This is a genomic window from Siphonobacter sp. SORGH_AS_0500, assembly GCF_002838835.1.
Classification (GTDB): domain Bacteria; phylum Bacteroidota; class Bacteroidia; order Cytophagales; family Spirosomataceae; genus Siphonobacter.
On sequence record NZ_NHPP01000009.1, the window covers coordinates 133,966 to 148,725 of the forward strand.

Consider the following 14,760-nt stretch of genomic DNA (forward strand, 5'->3'; position numbering starts at 1 on the left):
AGATGAAGCTCTTACTAAACAACCCTTATGTACGAAACAAAGATTCCTAAACATTACAATTGCGGCATAAGCCTGATCATGGAAATTATTGGTGGTAAATGGAAAGCGGCCCTGATTCTAGCCATCTCCCGGGGTACGCACCGTCCCTCTGATTTACAACGCTATCTCACCCAGGCTTCCAGACGCGTATTAAATCTGCAACTGCGGGAATTGGAAAACCACGGCATTATTCGTCGCATTATCTACGCTGAAATTCCGCTTAAAGTAGAATACGTACTCACCGATTTGGGCCAGTCTCTGCTCCCTGTTCTCCAGCAAATGGATTCCTGGGGATTTAACAATCGGGAGCAGTGCCTGGAAGTTATTCGAAAAGAGGGACCAGTGCCTGCGGCTGAACACTGGTGCTCCTAGCCTTTTTAATTCATAAAAAATCAGGTTAGCTAACTCTTCTTATAGATGAAGAGTTAGCTAACCTGCCTATTGGGTCTTCAAAGGGTTTTAAGCCCTCCCTTACTGATTAAGCCACGCCGAAGGGCTTCACAATCTCCAGAACCGCTTCTTTAGTCAGCGGTTCATCAAACGCTTCAGTCACTACGATATCCGAAAATCCGGGTCCTAACGTGCGAACGTCTACCTTTTGAACGGTATTTTCTTCGCCCGCATAAACGGCAGCAGGAGCTCCATCACTTTCATTTTTGGTTACCCACACCCGTCCTTCCCGCAAACGGCGTACTTCAGCAGCATGACGAGCCTCTACAGCGTGAATTTGCAAAGCCGTGGTCAGTTCAGGTAACTTATAGAGTTTGGGAGCCTGCCCTTTATAGGCCCGAACGCCCGTATCTTCAAAAGCCTGAGCAACGATTAGAAACGTCTGATAATTAGTAAATACGTCTGGAAAGGCATCGTATTTCAAGGCAGGTTTAGGAGCCGCAGCGGCTCCTAAAGCGGTTTGCAAGAGCTTCACGTGGGAAGCTTCGTGTTTGTGAATCTGCTCGAAAACAGGACGGTCTGCACCAAAATCGAACGTGGCCTCGGCCAAGGCTTTTTTGTAGAAATCCTCTTCGAGGTATTCCAGCTTCAAAGCAAAATTAAGTACTTCCTGAACTTCGGTTGATTGAGCAAAAGCCTCCTGTGAAATGGAAGCCAAAGCCATGGGTAAGGCCACAGCCGTAGCCGCTTTACTGCCTTTTCTCAGGAAAAACCGTCTGGAATAAAACGAGAGCTTTTCAGGAGCGTCTGCGTCGACGCTTTCAATATCAGAAAACAGTTGAAAAATATTCATTGACTGGATTGTTCAAAGGATGCATGAATAGGGTAAAGCAGCACCTAACAGGTGTGTTTGATACTTCAAAACGGACCTTAAGCCTTGGGCAGGCGTTCCGCAGAAATTTTTTGCTGAATGAAGGGCTGAGCCATCATGACAACTTGCGGCGGCAAGAAGGCCCGATCCAAACCCGTATCCGTAGTGATGATATCATCCCCCGCAAAACCCATCGCTTGCGATTTTGGGTGTAATAAATCACGCAATAAAGCAGCGTGACGAGCTTCCACCGACACGATTTTTCCCGACAAAGCCAGTAGCTCCATATCCGTTACAAATCTTCCGGCTCCATTTAAGGCCGCCACTCCCAAGTCTTCAAACGTATGACCTGTTTTCAACACACTCTCGCGACTGGAAAAGTCTACGGAAGAAAAATTAGGCGTCAGCATGGGAATCGCTTTATCGCCCAGCAGGTATTTGAAGAGCTCCAGGTGCGTTCGCTCCCGGTCGCGTAAATCCGTAAAGAAGGCCAGTTCTTCAGAAGAGATGTTCGCATAAGGCGTTTGAACTACCTGCGAATAAAAAGCCACTTCGAGCTGTTCCTGGGAATAAGCCAGGTTCATGATTCCTACATCACCTGCTCCTAAATCTACCGCTCCGTTTAAAGGAGCAGGTCTGTGATCTTCGCAGGCAAGCGTAGTCAAAGCCATGGCAGAAACAGAAGAAATGCCTGCAAACCGAAGAAACGTTCGACGGCCCACGGAAGATTTGGAGCCAATGAGATCACCCGACGTAGGGGTGTCTGAAGAAAAAATTGACATAAATGGGCTTGAAAAAGATGAATAGTATTGCCCAGATAAATTAGTTATTGTGAACTTTTATAAATGAACCGTAAGTACTTATTTCATTTATAAAGTAACAATAGTAGTGTAATACTGTTCTTGCATTCGTCCTATTTACCACTCTGTAAAGTAAGACTCACAATTGAGTATTCTTTTACTTACTAATCATCAAAAGCAGTTAAACCGCAAGCCCTATAAAAAAACAGATACCAATATATACATACACCTAATTCACTCATTATGAGCAAATAATTACTATTTATTTCCGATTCAATTTATTATTTGTCGCTTACTCATGAGAGGTATTTTTCTCAAAAAAGTACAATATACCAAGATTTAGGGGGGATAAAATAAATCACTTATTATGCTATCATTTAGCGTTTAATTTTTCACTATTACTTAATTTAAGTATTATGTATTTATTCAGCTTAATTAACCTTTTTATACTTCATTAAAAGCAATAACTAGAGCGATATAGACAAAATAAAACCCGTTAAACATAAGTACGTTTAACGGGTCTGATTACGTCTGTTTACTAGGGTACTCTCCTTAACGGCTTACCACATTTACCCGGTAGTAAAAGGGAGAACTATAGAAAGCTCCTCCAGTAATGTTGGCTCCGGTATTGTTAGCGTTAAAGCTCTGACCCGTAGTGAGTTTCATCGTCCCACGGATTTCAAAGTAATCCCCTACGTTTATACTGTCAGCGGGGAGCTTCAAGGTAGTCAGGGCCTCTGTAGCCGTTACTGAAATCACCGTCCGCGGATAACCCGTTGTATCGTTTTTGGCAAAGGCCGAAGCGGCAATGGATTTTAAAGTCAGCGGGTTTACCGAAGCGTTACTGCCCCGGCTTCGGGTGTTATCAACAAAACCAATCGTTAAATCATAAGAAGATAAATAACTTCCTTTATTAGGCGTAATTGCCTCGGCAACAAAGCTCATAGCCGTGCTTGAGAGAGCAGCCTTATTAAAGAAGAACGTACTGGATAATACCGGGTAAGGCGTTACTGTGCGAACATAACCGCCGTTTTCCATTTCTTCAGTATCGATCCGGTTGATCATATCGGTTTTACAGGCCAGCATAGCCGTAGCCAGCAAACCTAGGATCAGTTTATTTTTCAGTGCAATCATGTGTCTGATTATCAGTAATTTTTACCTTTATTTTAACAGATTCGCTGCGTTGTTATCCCAGAAAACGGGCACGGTAACTCCGGCTTTTTGCTTAGCATTGGCGTTACGATTGATGTAGGAAGCCGGGTAATATACCGAGCGAGGAAAAGAGCCCGGATTAGCCTCCAAAGCTGGTTGCATATTCGCGGGCTTACCCGTTCGGCGGTACAGGTTATAGGATTCAACACCATTCCCGTATAGGGCCAACCAGTATTCCGTGGCAATCACGTTCAGGCGAGCGTCATCGGTTGTGGCAGCGTCGTAGTTCTCAAGCACTTTGGCTACGTACTTGCTGACTTCCGTCGTCCAGACAATATTATTAGCCGCTTCGAAGCTGGTAATCTTACTACTTTCGGTGGTGGCTAAGGCCATGGCTCGCACATCGGCCATCGACTTTTCAACGGCTGATTGTAACAGACTCCGTGCCGAACCCGTCGTACCCAGAGTCAGGCTGATTCTGCCAGCATAAAGTCTACAAACGAACGCATGATAATAGGCTGAATACCTGCTCCACCTGCTCCGGCTCCTAAAAACACGCCTGTTCCGGCATTGTTATCGTAAAGGCCACCGGCAGGGTATACCCCAAAAGCCGTCCGCAGTAATCCATCGGGTGGAATACCTTCGTTATTCAAGTGATCGCGTCCCCAGTAGCCCACATCCGTTGGCAAGCAGAAGAAATCCGACGCCGAAAAGTGATTAGGTTTTGAGTTAGTAATGCAACGAAGAGCGTTTACGTCCGTCGGATTTTTAATCGTTTGACGGTAGAAATAAAACCGCATCCGGGGATCAACGAAACCCTTGGAGTAATACATCGTTCCCATGTAGGAATTCGACTGATAATCTCCAGCTCCGGTGTTACTATACCCATACCTCGGGTGACGCGTATCAGGATTGGTCAAGTTCGAGCCATACTTAAAGGTAAAGTTCTGATCCGCCGACGAGATGAGTTTTCCTCCAGCAATCAGGGCATTAATAGCCGTAGTTGACCCCGACTTATCTACTAACCGACGGTTAAGATAGGCCTTTAACTTGAGTGAATTCGCCGTTCTGGTCCAATTGTCTTTACTGGCAGAGAAGTAAAGATCACTCGAAGGACTACTCGCCGAATTAGCCGCAAAATTGGAAATAGCGTCATTTAAATCCTTAAGTGCCACTTCATAAACGGTAGCTCCGGCATCCACTTTGGGATTAAAATTGGCTGGATCAATCGCTTCGGAGTAAGGCACATCGCCGAACATATCTACCAGATTCAGAAGAACCGAAGCCCGAATTGTGCGGGCAATTCCCGCGTGTACATACAATTGCGAGCTTTCCGCCAGCGGAATAAGCGTTTTAATATCGGTTAACAAGCTGGCATACGCTCTACTCCAGGTATCATCATAGTTACTAGGCGAAACGGCGTTTTCGTAAATAGCCGATCCCTGATTCAGCATTCGGGTTAATCGCATGCCCGGATCACTCACCTGATTGAAGTGTGTGGCATAATTCAGCTGAATATTGTTAAGCAAATAGTTAATATCAGTGTTGCTGTTGGTTACGGCATTGGGGTTATCGAGCAGATCCAGCTTACAGGAGCTTACACTCAATGTTAGTGCCGCCAGCAAAGCGAAACTTAATTTCTTGATCATCTTTTTATATTTTCGGATGAGTATGGATTAGAAGGTTAGCTTGACGGTACCTCCCAGACGGCGAGAACTTGGTCCCGTCAGGAATTCAAAACCTAGCCCATTTCCTACACCCAGACCCAGGTTATCGGTATCAAAATTGAGTCCTTTAGGAAAGTGAATAGCTCTGTACCAGAGGTTATTACCCGTAAAAGACAGCGATGCTCCTTTGATTGCTAGCTACTAAACCAAGCTTTAGGGAACTGATACGACAGCGAAGCCTCCTGCAAACGAATGGTCGAGCCGTCATAAATACGGCCTTCGTCGCCAAAGAAGTAGTAGTTATTAAAGTAGAAATCCGAGGCAGTGATCTGGATATCATTCGGAGTTCCGTCGAGTTTCACACCAGGAACAATGATGGTCTGTGCACGATCAAAACCGCCGTTCTTACCCATCGCCAGATCCACCATTCCCCGACCCAGCAGTGCTCCTGCCGTCGTAGAATACATGGCTCCGCCGTGGCGGTAAGAAATCATGAAATCCAGCGTAAAACCTTTGTAAGAGAAGCTATTAATCAAGCTTGTAGTAAAAGCAGGGTTAGGATCACCTAACACGACGGGACTAGCCGTAGATAATAAGTAACCATCACCACCGACAATAAGCTGTCCCTGTTCGTTCCGACGGAAACCGATGCCTTTAATTACGTTAAAAGGCTGACCTACTACGGCGTAGTTACCCAGCGTTCCGCCAAAACCTGAGATCTGTACTTCCTGAAGCGTTCCACCCAGGTCTACTACTTTGGGTTTGTTACGGTTAAAGACCACCGTTGCATTCCAGGTAAAATCTCCCCGGCTAATGGGCGTCATCGTTACGCTGGCTTCGATACCTTCATTTTTGATTTTACCAATGTTGGTCGTCGTAGCTGTATAACCCGTTGAAGCATCCAGAGGAGAATTGGTAATCAGATTCCGCGTGATACGCCGATAAGCCGTCAGATCAAAGCTAACTTTATTATTCAGGATTTTACCTTCCACACCTGCTTCGTATTCGGTGTGTAATTCAGGTTTAAGATTGGGGTTACCCAGTGTGTTATTCACCGACTGCGACTGCAAAGCTGTTCCGCTGGCAGAAAGCCAGGCACGAGCGTTCTGATCGAGGATGTTTCGGGTAGAGTAAGGATAAGGGAAGCCTGCTGACGTTCCAACGCCCGCTCTTACCTTTAAAAAGTTAACTACATCCGAATGCATGCCGAAGGCGTTGTAGGCACGAAGGAAAGGCTGGCCGAAGGATAGAAAATCCGGCGGTTGGGTATCTCAACAGTAGAAGTCCAGTCGTTACGACCCGCTAAATTCAAGTACAGATAGTTGTTGAAATCGGCGGTTACCTCTCCGAAAACCCCTATACGGGTTTGCTCAACTTCACTGTCAAAAGCAACGTTATTAATAAAATTACTATGACGGAAGAGACCACGAGCTAACTGATTTTCACTAGTGGCACCCGAATAACGTGTGTAATCGTTCCGCATGTTTCCGCCTGCACGGGCCGAAAAGCTAAACTTCTCACCAAAGGACTTGGAGTAGGACAAGATCATACTGTTATCCCAGATCGTATTCTGAATGTCGTAGGTCGCGTAAAAACCGTTGACATAGGACACACCGCCTTTGTTCAGCATGTACCGCTGCTTTTCAATATAGGTGTCTAAACCAACTTTATATAAAAGTGTGAGGTCTTTCGCCAAATCGAAGGTGAACGTAGTAGCCGAGAAAACCCGGTTTACCTGACCTGTAGTCTTGTAATTTTTAAGAATCCAACGAGGGTTAGGAATATCATTTCCACTTCTGAAATAGACTGTGCTACCGTCGATAGGATTTTCAAAAGGCCAGCCCATCAAATCCACTTGACGCGGCGTGTACATCACGTTCGCCAGTACCGAAGGGAAGTTCAAAGCGTTATTACCCGTACCTCCACTCAACGGGGGTGAATACTGATCCGTATTAGTGAAGTTAAATGAGGTAGTAACCTGTAGCTTTTTGGTTAACTGAGCATTTAGGCCCGTGCCCAGCGTGATTTTCTTAATGCCATTTTCAGGAACATAGCCCTGCTCAGCATTGTATCCTGCCGAGATATTATAGCTCACCCGATCCGTTCCACCCGAGATATTAAGGGAAGTATTGGAAATCTGACCCGTGCGGAAAAAGTCCCGTACGTTATTTGGATAAATCTGTAACCGGTAAGGACCCTGAGAAGCGACATAATCGGCAAAGGCTCCCCGCAGAGCGGCATTTGAGAAATTGGCGTAAGGGTGCGTCGATAAGGCTGTGTTTTTATTTTGAGAAGGATACGCATAGGCTTCGTCGAGCGTTGGACCAAAGTTACTAAAGAAGTACCCTAAGTTTTGCTGGAATCCACCGATGTATTTATCAGTATAATGCGGTAAGTGAGCCCGGTTGGTAAAGTAAGATTGCGTAACAGAGAACTCGGTTGGACGAGCTTTTTTCGTTCCGTTTTTAGTCGTTACCAAGATTACGCCGTTCCGGCCCTGATCCCCGTAGGTTACCGTTGCCGCCAGGCCTTTCAGTACGGTTACATTTTCAATATTATTGGGGTCCAGATCCATAAAACGGCTGGAAGACGACTGCCCACCCTCGGTAAAATTACCCCGACCGTTGGTATTGGAGTTAAATGGTACCCCATCGACTACAAATAGCGGTTGTGTAGAACCCGTAATGGAAGAAAACCCACGAATGTTGATGCTGGTACCCGTACCTGATACCCCGGAGGTAGAGGTAATATTTACACCAGGAATCTTGCCTTGTAAGACGCGGGCAATGTCGGGTTGGGGCCTATTCTCGAGCTGCTTCTGTTCTAAAGTGGTAACTGAATAACCCAGAGCTTTCTTTTCGCGGACGATCCCCTGAGCGGTTACCACGACTTCCTGCAAGCCTTTCGCGTCGGAGGCCATAGCTACATCCACCGTCGTTTGATTCCCCACTTCTACTTCCTGAGTGAGCATACCTACTGAGCTAAAAACCAGCGTGGTGGTACTTCCCGAAATAGTGAGGCTAAACATACCACGGGCATCTGTATTTGTACCCGTTCCGGTGTTTTTGATTCGCACTGTGACCCCTGGCAGGGCCGTTCCGTCGTCAACAAACGTGACTTTACCGGTGATCTTGCGATCTTGGGCCCAGGCAGACGTCCAGGCCAAGCACATCATCCCTAGGATGAAGTACAGAGATTTTTTCATATAAGGTAGTTTTGGTTTTGGGGTAACTGCTGTAAAGATATTACCTATTATCAAAAATTTTATAAAAGTATATTTATAAAATTTCAATAGGTTATTTAAGTACTAAGGCACATCAAAAAAATATAATTTGGCAAAGCTTACCCTTTATGTACTTTTCGCAATTAGCCTTAATTATTACACCTGACGAAGAGGTATGAAATACAAGGCCCTGCTTTAGTTCTGATCGGGATCAGAACTAAAGCAGGGCCTTAGGACGTTCTTATTACGACAAGTACGTCAATTTATGAGTAGAGTCTCCTCTTGGCAATACAGAAATAGCTACAATAGCAAGGCAGGCAGGATGAGCTCGAGCTTATTAATACGGAAAATTTATTTCTTAAATAAGTGAATTATTTATTTTTATAGCTTAACTAGGGTACGGTTTTTTAGTCTTATAGTTGCAACAAGTAAACCTTTACGACCATGAATACCCATGAAGAAAGGAGTAAAGTTACTCCTAAGCCCCAGCCACAACCTAATTATGAAGGCAATCAGGAAGAACCTTCCAGTGTAGAAACCAGAGAAAATTCCGATTTTCCTAACACTGATTCTACCTTATTAGAAAAGATTATTGAAAATATCGAAGAGGGTTCTAAAAAATAACAACTTCCACCTGGCAAAAAGCCGCCCACTGTCTAATAGCAGGGACGGCTTTTTGCTTTTATACGACATTGGTTACTTACCAGCCAACCATCCTTCGGGGTTCAGCTTGCCAGTGCCTTTCCAAATCTGAAAATTAATTTCAGCACCTCCATCGGGATCCGCTTTCGCTGTTCCAATGACCTGCCGGGCGTTTACCCGTTGACCTTCAGATACGGATGCACTGGAAAGTTTAGCGTAAATGGTAAAGTATTCTCCGTGCTGAATCGTAACTACCGTTCCTACGCCCGCAAGTGAAAATATATTTCTAACAATGCCATCATAAACGGCCCGAACGGGTTCGCCAACATTAGTAGCAATATCCACACCCAGATTTTTCACCGAGATTCCGGGCATGGGTGAGTGTACACCAAAATGCTCAGAGATATATCCCGAACGAACAGGCCAGGGCAAGCGGCCTCGGGAAGAGCCAAAGGTAGCTCCAGCTTCAGCCTCGGGAGCAGCCGCAATGGCTCGGGCTTCCGCTTTACTTTTGACTACCTCTTCAGCAGAAGGAGCTTTAGCTAAGGCCTCGTCCGCTTTTTCGATAATTTCTTTGGCTTTTTCAGGCGTTGGAGCGGCGGCAGCCTTCGCCGCAGCTTCGGCTCTGGCCCGGGCGGCGGCTTCGCGTTCTTCGGCCTGCTGGCGGGCAATTCGCTCGCGTCTGAGGCGTTCTTCGCGTTCGCGGGCGGCCCGCTGAATTTCCCGTTCAATCACAACCCGAATCATGTTATCGAGTCGATTAATGGCTTTGGTACGCTCCGTAAGCTCCGATTTAAGGGTATTTTCCTGTTTACTTAACTCGTTGACGACAACGGCCTGCCGCTCTTTTGTTTCTTCTAAAGACTCATTTTCTTTCACCTGAGCCTGTAAAACGTCTTTTTTACGAACCTGTTTGTACTTAATGGTTTGCTGCTTGGTATTTAACTCTCCCCGCACTTGCTCAATGTGCCGGGCCTGGTTTTTGCGGGCATCCGTATACTGACGCAGGTATTGGTACCGCATCACCAGCGAGTTAAAGCTATTGGCCGAGAATAAAAAGCTGAGTTTATTATACGTGTTGGCCGTTTTCGAAGCTGCAAAGACCATGGCCGCGTATTCTTTCTTAAGGTTTTTTAAATCCCGGGCCAGACCAGCCGATTGTACCGAGAGGCCTTTCATCTCGCTGTTCAATAAATTTATATCCTGAGCCAGCAGATCTATTTGCTTGGTCTTGGTTTCAATTTTGCTGTTGAGGGCTTTCAATTCGGTTAAGGTGGCCGTTTTTTTAGTGGCAGTCTGCCCTAGTACACGGTTGATTTCCCGGATTCGCTCCTGATTTTGCTGTTTTTCGGCTTCCAGTTGCTGACGACTTTGCTTGATGACCATCTCATCTCCACCCCCTGACGAAGTCTTCCGGGAAGTGGGCCGACGGGTAGTCGTCTTTTTAACGGGAACCTGCTGCTTTTTAGGAGCGACCTTTGCCGATGCCTTCTGCCCTGAAGCTTTCTTAGCCTTTGAGGCAGGCTGCTGACGCTGAGTCGTTTTTTTCTTCCCTTTTTGAGCGTGAGCTTCCGACATGGGCACTAAAAACAGGAAAAGCCCTACTCCCAGATACAGAAGAGAGGGCCGCCGCAGCCAATGGAGTATAGAATGACGTTTGGGGGTACTCAAGATTTTAAAAGACAAATAGTTAAACCAGTATAATTGAGGCCTTTCAGACCAACTTATTTACGGGTATACCTGGATGGAATGCTAAAAGGAAAACTCTGTTTTTCCTGCGTTAAATCCACTTTCTTATGCCGCAACTCAATCGAGGTCTGGGCTGTTTTCCCATCCGCCGTCTGAGCCTGTAACTGCAATTGGCTGGTAAAGGGAAACAAAAAGGAATTCAACGAATTAAAATCAGAAAAGGCTAGATCGAGCGTTCGGTTTCCCTGCGTGGCTTTCACGTTTGTAAGCTTGTTATTTTCTACATTAATCTGATTATCAATGACTAAAGATCCCTCTTGCTGATGAACCCAATAAGCCTCGCTGGTTTTAGAGACCGAGGCGGGCTCGTATTTCCAGGGCATAGTACCAATGATTATGGCTTGCAAAAGATCAAAGTTAAGCTCAATTCCGAAGCGGGCACTTAATTGCTGAAAACTTAACTGGGTATAACTCCGATCCAGCACATTAACAATCGTCACCGTATCACGGGTAATAAGACCACGGGCTCCGGTAATGCCAAATTGCCCGGCGGTAAACCAGATGATGCTGTCTTTTTTCATGCGAAGGGTTAAGTCCGCATTGTCAATGCCGCTGTTTCCCGCTTTAAAACCAACTTTTGATCGCGTAGTCAGGTACGAAAAATCCACGTCTTTGATCGTGAAATTAACGTTCTCTCCCTCTTTACTTTCCGGGCTACGAACCGATATTTCTCCTTTCTGGAGCGTATCAACCGTAATACCTGTTGCTGATTTCTGCATTTTATGCCGCTTACAACCGCTTAATGAAAAAACGATTATAAAGGCGTATAACATCCAGTATTTCATTGCTTTTACGTAAGGCCCCTTTGGAGCGATGATCAGGCTAGATAGAACCCGTCGAGATCTTTTTTTCCAGACGATCGGAAGTTTCTCCCAATGATTTGGCCTTTTTCCACATCTCAAGGGCTTTTTCTTTGTCGTTGGACTGAAAAAGAACATCCCCATAATGCTCCCAAATAGTGGCATTGGAGGCATCTAACCGGGTAGCTTTCTCAAGCAATTTGCGGGCATTGGCATAATCCCCTTTCACAAAAAGCACCCAGGCATGCGTATCCAAATACGTTGCATTTTCGGGGAATAGTTTTACCAGCCGACTCGTCATTTCAGTAGCCTTCTCTAGCTTGGCTTTTCGAAGAGACAAAAAATAGCCGTAATTGTTTAAGACATGTTCGTTATTGGCATTCAGTTTGAGGGCCTCTTCGTAGGAATGGTCCGAAGCATCGAATTTGCCCATGGCATTATAGGCATCGCCGAGTTGAGCGTAGATAAAGCCTAGTAAATTGGCATCCGTTGTCAAACGCCGGGCTTCTTCCATGGATTCGCTCGACTTTTTGTACTGCTTTTTAGCCAGGTAAGCCGAGCCATTGGCGTACCAGAAAATACCCTGGTTGGGAAATACTTCCAAAGCTTCTTCCGAGTGCGTAATGACGCTATCCATTTGGTTCAGATCCCCATCGAGCTGGATAACCCGTTGCCAGACTTCATTGAGTGATTTATCCAGCCGGGCAGCCTTAATATAGCTATCCCGGGCGGCGGCTTTTTCATCCCGCTGAGCCAGCAAATCTCCCAGAATGACGTGCCCCTGCACTTGTTCAGGATGGCTTTCTACGAGTGCTTTGGCAAACTTCAAAACTTCTTCATTTTTGGTTTCCTGCGGCAGCATGGCAATGTAACTCGTCAACACGCGGGCCTTGGTTGTCGCATCCAGCGAAGGATCAGAAAAGGCTTTGGCTAACTCTTCATTGCAGCGTTTAAGGTCGCCTTTTTGCGGTATAACTCAGCCAGCATGATGTGAGCCTGAGCATTATTACTTTGCAGTTGCAGAATTTTCTCTAGTACCGGTATAGCCTCGTTCGAACGGTCATGCGTCATTAAAAGCTCCGCCTGCTCAACCAGGTATTCTACTTCACCGGGATCGGAATTAATCAAACGCTGCCCTTCAGAAACGGCTTCATTCACTTTTCCCTGTTTGAGTAATACCAACTGTTTCTGACGGCTAATCTCTTCGGTTATCCCTAGCGATTTTTCCAGCCGCTCATACACCTTCAAAGCCTCAGGATACTGATCCTGCTGCATATAGAGCGAGGCAAGCTCCAGAGCGTATTCGGCATTGTCGGGGTAACGGGTAAACAAGAGCTGATACAATTTGGCCGCTTCAGCAAACTTGTTTTTTTTCTCGTATAAATCCGCTAACAATAACGTTGAGTACCGATTCTCGGGCGTAGCAATGAACGACTTTTCGGCCAGTGGCAACGCCTTGTCCGTATCGCCTTTTTTCTCGTAAGATTTAGCTAATGAAAACTGAATACCCGAATTGTCAGGCGATAATTCCAGGGCTTTTTCAAAAATGGGAATAGCCTGATCATATTCATCCTGCATGAAGAATTTCATGCCCTCCGTAAATACCCGTTCAGCCTCTGCCTTCTGTTCCGAAGTGAGGGCTTCTTTCTTTTTTTTCTGTTGAGCGGAAACTGGCAAACTCAATACAGCCATTACTATCCCTAACGCGATTGCTTTCATACACAGCTGTGCGGGTTTAGCTCGAAACTTCTTAAACTCACTGGAGGCAATCTATGGCCAGCGGAATTACTAACGCTGATAGATAAACTTTGAAAGGGGTACTTTGGTTAGTAGCCCGTAAATGTTTCTTTGAAGGAAATACCCTTACCTACATTTCCTCCCCCTTTGTTTTCATCAACGAAGGGTCAGATACAATTAATACTTTCGCCAGTGAAGATAATTTCAATAGCAAAAGTATTAATAAAATCAGTCTGATTTTTCAACTAAAAAGTTGATTACTCAGTCGTTATGAAGAGCATTCCTATACTGTAATGGAATTGTAATCTCCTACACTCAGATCCGCAGCTTTGCTGGTCAAATGCACGAAATTACCCACCATTGAATTCTCCAGATTTACGCTTTCAATCACCGTATTTTCCTGTACGATGGAATTGCGGATCACGGAGTCTTTCACGCTGGTTTTCTTGCCAACCGACACGTGAGGGCCCAGCACGGTATTTTCAATCACGGCGTTTTCCCCCACAAAAACGGGAGGAATTACGACGGAATTAATCAGTTTCACCGAAGGGTGAATCAGATTTTGATCGCTCACAAATTCCAGGTAACGGCGATTGGTTTCAACCGTTGCCTGTTTATTACCGCAATCGAGCCATTCCTGCACCTGACCGGGAATAAATTTCATTCCCTTACGACGCATGTTTTCAATGGCATCGGTTAATTGATATTCCCCTGATACTTTGATGTCATGATCCACCAGGTATTGTAATTCATTCTTCAGGTTTTCTCCATCCTTGAAGTAATAAATGCCAATAATGGCCAGATCTGAAACAAAGGTCTGGGGTTTTTCAACGAAGCCGATGATCTCGCCGTTTTCATTGACCTGAGCCACGCCAAACGCACTGGGATCTTCCACCGCCTGCACCCAGATAATGGCATCCTGTTCCGTTTCCAGATGAAAGTTCGCCCGGAATAATGTATCTGCGTAGGCAACAATCACGTTACCTTTTAAGCTTTCACCGCCACACAAAATAGCATGAGCTGTACCCAGAGGCTCATTTTGGTAACAAATGCGTCCTTTCGCTCCTACTGACTCGGCAATGGCCAGCAGGCGTTGCTCTACTTCCTGTCCAAAATCACCAATGACAAACGCAATTTCATCGATGGGAGTCGCACAAACTTTGGCAATATCTTCTACCAGACGCTGTACGATCGGTTTTCCGGCAATAGGAATAAGAGGTTTAGGAATACTGAGCGTATGAGGCCGCATTCGCTTGCCCATCCCCGCCATGGGAATAATTATATTCATGACTTAACTAGTAATACGCTTCTTTGATTGTGTGAATAATTCCTACCTATTGATTTTGATTATTCAGCGTTATCAAAAATATGGCATCTATTTTAGACTGTGTGCAAACATACGGGGATAGTTCTGATTGAGCAACTTTTAGTTATGATCCGGCTTTTAGATTTTTTTGAAAATTTTTCATCCTGATAATCAATCATTAACAACTTTTTTGGGAAATTTTTTCAGACAGGTATTGCATTCGGCTATTTCAGTCACTACTTTTGCAGTCCCAAAACACACCAGTCAGGGACAAGAAAATAAGGTGAAGTAGCTCAGTTGGTAGAGCAACGGACTGAAAATCCGTGTGTCGGCGGTTCGAACCCGCCCTTTACCACATCTCTAAAACGCATTGAATTCCATCAA

Annotated in this window: 14 protein-coding genes and 1 tRNA gene; 3 read left to right on the forward strand and 12 right to left on the reverse strand. The window is 45.4% G+C overall.

What is annotated here, in order from left to right; genetic code table 11:
- Window positions 1-27: 27 nt before the first annotated feature.
- On the forward strand, window positions 28-411 hold the full coding sequence (locus BWI96_RS12555) for a helix-turn-helix domain-containing protein (RefSeq protein ID WP_106636976.1): 384 nt from the start codon (window positions 28-30) through the stop codon (window positions 409-411).
- A gap of 106 nt (window positions 412-517) precedes the next feature.
- Here BWI96_RS12555 and BWI96_RS12560 read toward each other — a convergent pair whose 3' ends face one another.
- The 7 genes from BWI96_RS12560 to BWI96_RS23315 form a co-directional block, all read right to left on the reverse strand.
- On the reverse strand, window positions 518-1,282 hold the full coding sequence (locus BWI96_RS12560) for a ferritin-like domain-containing protein (RefSeq protein ID WP_106636977.1): 765 nt from the start codon (window positions 1,280-1,282) through the stop codon (window positions 518-520).
- Window positions 1,283-1,359: 77 nt separating this feature from the next.
- Window positions 1,360-2,082: a ferritin-like domain-containing protein gene (locus BWI96_RS12565; protein ID WP_106636978.1), complete on the reverse strand. Its 723-nt coding sequence runs from the start codon at window positions 2,080-2,082 to the stop codon at window positions 1,360-1,362.
- Window positions 2,083-2,652: 570 nt separating this feature from the next.
- Window positions 2,653-3,234, reverse strand: coding sequence for a hypothetical protein (locus BWI96_RS12570; RefSeq protein WP_198555246.1), 582 nt, complete (start codon window positions 3,232-3,234; stop codon window positions 2,653-2,655).
- Window positions 3,235-3,261: 27 nt separating this feature from the next.
- Complete coding sequence (locus tag BWI96_RS22405; protein WP_232793705.1) at window positions 3,262-3,663, reverse strand: SusD/RagB family nutrient-binding outer membrane lipoprotein; 402 nt, start codon at window positions 3,661-3,663, stop codon at window positions 3,262-3,264.
- A gap of 56 nt (window positions 3,664-3,719) precedes the next feature.
- Complete coding sequence (locus BWI96_RS12575; RefSeq protein WP_232793706.1) at window positions 3,720-4,901, reverse strand: SusD/RagB family nutrient-binding outer membrane lipoprotein; 1,182 nt, start codon at window positions 4,899-4,901, stop codon at window positions 3,720-3,722.
- 212 nt (window positions 4,902-5,113) lie between these two features.
- Window positions 5,114-6,124: a TonB-dependent receptor domain-containing protein gene (locus BWI96_RS23310; RefSeq protein WP_369804159.1), complete on the reverse strand. Its 1,011-nt coding sequence runs from the start codon at window positions 6,122-6,124 to the stop codon at window positions 5,114-5,116.
- A complete protein-coding gene (locus BWI96_RS23315; protein WP_369804160.1) occupies window positions 6,109-8,124 on the reverse strand; it encodes a TonB-dependent receptor plug domain-containing protein in 2,016 nt (671 codons plus the stop codon). Before BWI96_RS23315 ends, BWI96_RS23310 begins: the two co-directional genes overlap by 16 nt.
- Before the next feature lie 462 nt (window positions 8,125-8,586).
- Between BWI96_RS23315 and BWI96_RS12585 the strand changes: the two genes are divergently transcribed.
- Window positions 8,587-8,766 (forward strand): hypothetical protein, encoded by a 180-nt coding sequence (locus BWI96_RS12585; RefSeq protein ID WP_106636979.1) that lies wholly within the window; start codon window positions 8,587-8,589, stop codon window positions 8,764-8,766.
- Window positions 8,767-8,838: 72 nt separating this feature from the next.
- On the opposite strand, the gene BWI96_RS12590 is transcribed toward BWI96_RS12585, so the two are convergent.
- The 5 genes from BWI96_RS12590 to BWI96_RS12615 all read right to left on the reverse strand — a co-directional run bounded on the left by BWI96_RS12590 (window position 8,839) and on the right by BWI96_RS12615 (window position 14,358).
- Window positions 8,839-10,455 carry a murein hydrolase activator EnvC gene (locus BWI96_RS12590; RefSeq protein ID WP_157830350.1) on the reverse strand — a complete coding sequence of 539 codons (1,617 nt, stop codon included), beginning with the start codon at window positions 10,453-10,455 and terminating at the stop codon, window positions 8,839-8,841.
- Window positions 10,456-10,508: 53 nt separating this feature from the next.
- Complete coding sequence (locus BWI96_RS12595) at window positions 10,509-11,252, reverse strand: DUF4292 domain-containing protein (protein WP_198555247.1); 744 nt, start codon at window positions 11,250-11,252, stop codon at window positions 10,509-10,511.
- Window positions 11,253-11,355: 103 nt separating this feature from the next.
- Window positions 11,356-12,216: a tetratricopeptide repeat protein gene (locus tag BWI96_RS12600; protein WP_157830352.1), complete on the reverse strand. Its 861-nt coding sequence runs from the start codon at window positions 12,214-12,216 to the stop codon at window positions 11,356-11,358.
- Between the two features lie 47 nt (window positions 12,217-12,263).
- Window positions 12,264-13,052, reverse strand: a complete 789-nt coding sequence (locus BWI96_RS12605; RefSeq protein WP_106636983.1) for a lipopolysaccharide assembly protein LapB — start codon at window positions 13,050-13,052, stop codon at window positions 12,264-12,266.
- Between the two features lie 301 nt (window positions 13,053-13,353).
- Window positions 13,354-14,358, reverse strand: coding sequence for a sugar phosphate nucleotidyltransferase (locus tag BWI96_RS12615; protein WP_106636985.1), 1,005 nt, complete (start codon window positions 14,356-14,358; stop codon window positions 13,354-13,356).
- A gap of 300 nt (window positions 14,359-14,658) precedes the next feature.
- Between BWI96_RS12615 and BWI96_RS12620 the strand changes: the two genes are divergently transcribed.
- A tRNA-Phe gene (locus BWI96_RS12620) sits at window positions 14,659-14,731 on the forward strand.
- Window positions 14,732-14,760: the final 29 nt, after the last annotated feature.

What these genes read in the sequence shown, in the direction of transcription:
- BWI96_RS12565 (WP_106636978.1), bottom strand. Translation starts at nt 2,082, where the DNA reads ATGTCAATTTTTTCTTCAGACACCCCTACGTCGGGTGATCTCATTGGC.
- BWI96_RS12585 (WP_106636979.1), top strand. Translation starts at nt 8,587, where the DNA reads ATGAATACCCATGAAGAAAGGAGTAAAGTTACTCCTAAGCCCCAGCCA.
- BWI96_RS23315 (WP_369804160.1), bottom strand. Translation starts at nt 8,124, where the DNA reads ATGAAAAAATCTCTGTACTTCATCCTAGGGATGATGTGCTTGGCCTGG.
- BWI96_RS12555 (WP_106636976.1), top strand. Translation starts at nt 28, where the DNA reads ATGTACGAAACAAAGATTCCTAAACATTACAATTGCGGCATAAGCCTG.
- BWI96_RS22405 (WP_232793705.1), bottom strand. Translation starts at nt 3,663, where the DNA reads ATGGCCGATGTGCGAGCCATGGCCTTAGCCACCACCGAAAGTAGTAAG.
- BWI96_RS23310 (WP_369804159.1), bottom strand. Translation starts at nt 6,124, where the DNA reads ATGCATTCGGATGTAGTTAACTTTTTAAAGGTAAGAGCGGGCGTTGGA.
- BWI96_RS12615 (WP_106636985.1), bottom strand. Translation starts at nt 14,358, where the DNA reads ATGAATATAATTATTCCCATGGCGGGGATGGGCAAGCGAATGCGGCCT.
- BWI96_RS12560 (WP_106636977.1), bottom strand. Translation starts at nt 1,282, where the DNA reads ATGAATATTTTTCAACTGTTTTCTGATATTGAAAGCGTCGACGCAGAC.
- BWI96_RS12595 (WP_198555247.1), bottom strand. Translation starts at nt 11,252, where the DNA reads ATGCAGAAATCAGCAACAGGTATTACGGTTGATACGCTCCAGAAAGGA.
- BWI96_RS12605 (WP_106636983.1), bottom strand. Translation starts at nt 13,052, where the DNA reads ATGAAAGCAATCGCGTTAGGGATAGTAATGGCTGTATTGAGTTTGCCA.
- BWI96_RS12575 (WP_232793706.1), bottom strand. Translation starts at nt 4,901, where the DNA reads ATGATCAAGAAATTAAGTTTCGCTTTGCTGGCGGCACTAACATTGAGT.
- BWI96_RS12570 (WP_198555246.1), bottom strand. Translation starts at nt 3,234, where the DNA reads ATGATTGCACTGAAAAATAAACTGATCCTAGGTTTGCTGGCTACGGCT.